Raw genomic sequence first — 2817 nt, 5'->3', positions numbered from 1 at the left:
ACAGAAGCCGACAGGCGGAGCGGTGTTTGCGTTTCGAGGGCGTCGTGGTGACCGTTTGAAACTTCTCTATTTTGATGGCCAGGGGTTCTGCCTCTATTACAAGGTCTTGCAGAAGGGCCGCTTCCCATGGCCATCCGCCGCTGATGGGACGGCGCGGCTGACGTCGGCGCAAATGGCGATGTTATGGGAAGGGATCGATTGGCGGCGGCCCGACTGGGGTGCGCCACCGGCGCGTGTCGGGTGATTTATCTGTCTGAAACTGCTGGTTTTTATGGCAATTCCTCCTGACACGTGGTAGTCAGGATCATGTCAAATGCGCCCCAAAATCTTCCCGATGATCCGGCCTTCTTGAAGGCGATGATCGCCGCCTTGCAGGCGGAAAATGCGAAGATGTCAGCGACATTGCTGGCCCATGACCAGTTGATCCAGAGCCTGCGGTTGCGCATTGCCAGACTGAAGAAGCAGGTCTTCGGCAAGTCCTCGGAGAAGATCGAGCGGGAAATCGAGCAGTTGGAACTGGCGCTTGAGGATCTCTTGATTGCCGCGGCGGAGAACGACAGCAAGCCGATCGAAGAGGCCGATGAGCCTGCGCCTGTTCCGGCTGAGGCAAACACTGCCGAAAGGATKRTGCGCCGTCGTCCSCGCGTATCGGAGAAGGCGGTTCGCGAGCGCAGGSARCTCGATCCCGGYAMCCTGTGCCCCKCCTGTGGCGGCGAATTGCGTCTGGTCGGTGAGGATGTCAGCGAAATCCTCGACATGATCGCCGCGCAGATGAAGGTCATCGAGGTGGCTCGACTGAAGAAGTCCTGCCGCTGCTGCGAGAAGATGGTGCAGGTGCCCGCACCCAGCCGTCCGATCCCGGGCAGCATGGCGGGCGCCGGCCTGCTGGCTTACATCCTGGTCTCGAAGTTCGATGACCATCTGCCGCTCTATCGCCTGGGCGAGATCTTCGCCCGCATGGGCGCCGATATCCCCGACAGCACGCTGGTCGACTGGTGTGGGCGTGCCATGCGGGTGCTCCAGCCGCTGATCGAGCGGATTGAGACCGCCATYATGGCAAGCGACCTGCTTCATGCCGACGACACACCGATCCGGGTGCTGGACCGCTCCATGCGAGACAAAGGCTTGGGCAAGGGGGTGAAGAAGGGCAGGATCTGGACCTATGTGAGAGACCAACGTCCATGGGCCGGCGGCGCTCCGCCGGGTGCGGTCTATTACTTTGCTCCGGACTGGAAGGAAGACCACGTCCACCATCACCTCAGAAAGGCAAGCGGCATCCTGCAAGCCGATGGCTACAAGGGCTATGGCAAGCTTTACCAACCCTTGCCCGACGGGACACAGCGCCTGCATGAAGCGGCGTGCTGGGCGCATTGGCGGCGCGACTTCCATGACATCTGGACCTCGAACAAATCCGAGATCGCCCGCGAGGCTCTCGACCGCATCGGTGCGCTCTACGATATCGAACGCGACATTGCCGGCAAGCCTGCCGATATCCGGCTTGCCGCACGTCAAAAGCACAGCARGCMAAARGTCGAAGYRTTGCGYRTCTGGGCCGAAGCGCAACTGACGCGCATTCCGGGCAAAGGCGACCTGGCGCAGGCCTTCCGTTATGGCCTGAGCCGCTGGTCGTCATTGAGCCTGTTCCTGGAGGATGGCCGTGTCGCCATCGACAACAATGCCGCCGAGCGGGCGTTGCGTCCGATCGGAATCGGAAGAAAGAATTGGTTGTTCGCCGGCGCCGAYACCGGCGCGGAGACGCTCGCCCGGGCCATGACGATCATCGAGACCGCCAAGATGAACGGCCTCGATCCGCAGGCCTATCTGGCCGATGTGCTCSACCGCATCCACGATCATAAGATCAATCGGCTCGATGAACTGCTGCCCTGGAACTGGCAACCCGCCACTGCTGCCACCGCCGAGGCCGCCTGATGGCGACGATCACCCATGTCTTCAGCATCGGCTATGTCGCGAAAATGCTCAATGAGGATTCTGATCTGCTTCGAGCGATCATCCGCAACGATGACAATCTGAGCTACGGCAATATCATCAACGTCGTAACCGGAGAAGATGAAGCCATCACAGCGCTCTCCGATGATGGGATCGACGAACTCAGCCAGATGCTCGCCGACGCCCGCCGTTCAGCCAACAAATGGCACGACTTCCTTGAAACCTTCGTCGACGACSAAGAACTCGTTGCCCGCATCAAGGCAAAGCCCCTGCGGTAACAATCGGACGGTTACGTCAATGCGGTTAAGTCAGCCAGTTGCCCTAAGACCGTTATTGGACCTTTTGGAGAAGACATGCCGAGTGGGTCGTGTCCCWKGGGGWGGTGTAGCTCGGCGGTAGCGAAGCCGCTCGCGAGCGCGCCCTCCACAGCGCTGTAGCGAGTGAGCGGCGTAGCGGGTGGTCATCAATGTTTTTCCGGTAGGCTCGGGTTGTTCAAGCTCAAACCTGATGGAAAGACCACCGATGACCGATGACATGATGACCCTTCGCTCGCTTGTTGAGAATAGTGCTGATACCGATTTATTGCGCGAGATGATCGGCTTTACGGCCGAGAAGCTGATGGAACTGGAGATTGGCGCCAARACGGGTGCTGCCTATGGCGAGAAGAATGCGTTGCGRCTCGCTCAGCGCAATGGCTACCGCGAGCGCGACTGGGAAACGCGGGCTGGAACGGTTGAGCTGCGGATCCCGAAGCTCAGGACCGGCAGCTATTTCCCRAGCTTCCTGGARCCRCGYCGSATGGCYGAGAAGGCTYTGACCGCMGTGATCCAGGAAGCCTATATCCAGGGTGTGTCAACCCGTTCGGTCGAT

Annotated in this window: 4 protein-coding genes; all 4 read left to right on the top strand. The window is 60.1% G+C overall.

Annotated elements, in window-relative coordinates; translation table 11 throughout:
- The coding region (gene tnpB, locus AC1D06_RS42330; protein ID WP_477991524.1) for an IS66 family insertion sequence element accessory protein TnpB at window positions 1–244 on the top strand (244 nt) is incomplete at its 5' end.
- Between the two features lie 62 nt (window positions 245–306).
- Window positions 307–1929, top strand: a complete 1623-nt coding sequence (gene tnpC, locus AC1D06_RS42325) for an IS66 family transposase (protein WP_477991522.1) — start codon at window positions 307–309, stop codon at window positions 1927–1929.
- A complete protein-coding gene (locus AC1D06_RS42320; protein WP_477991520.1) occupies window positions 1929–2225 on the top strand; it encodes a protein-tyrosine phosphatase family protein in 297 nt (98 codons plus the stop codon). The genes tnpC and AC1D06_RS42320 overlap by 1 nt, the downstream gene beginning before the upstream one ends.
- A 244-nt stretch (window positions 2226–2469) precedes the next feature.
- Window positions 2470–2817, top strand: a 348-nt coding sequence (locus AC1D06_RS42315) for a transposase (RefSeq protein ID WP_477991518.1), incomplete at its 3' end; no start/stop codon positions are given.

This window comes from Rhizobium sp. P2_G2 (genome assembly GCF_056403555.1).
The sequence above is the reverse complement of the archived record's forward strand: the minus strand, read 5'-3'. Positions and strand labels throughout refer to the sequence as shown.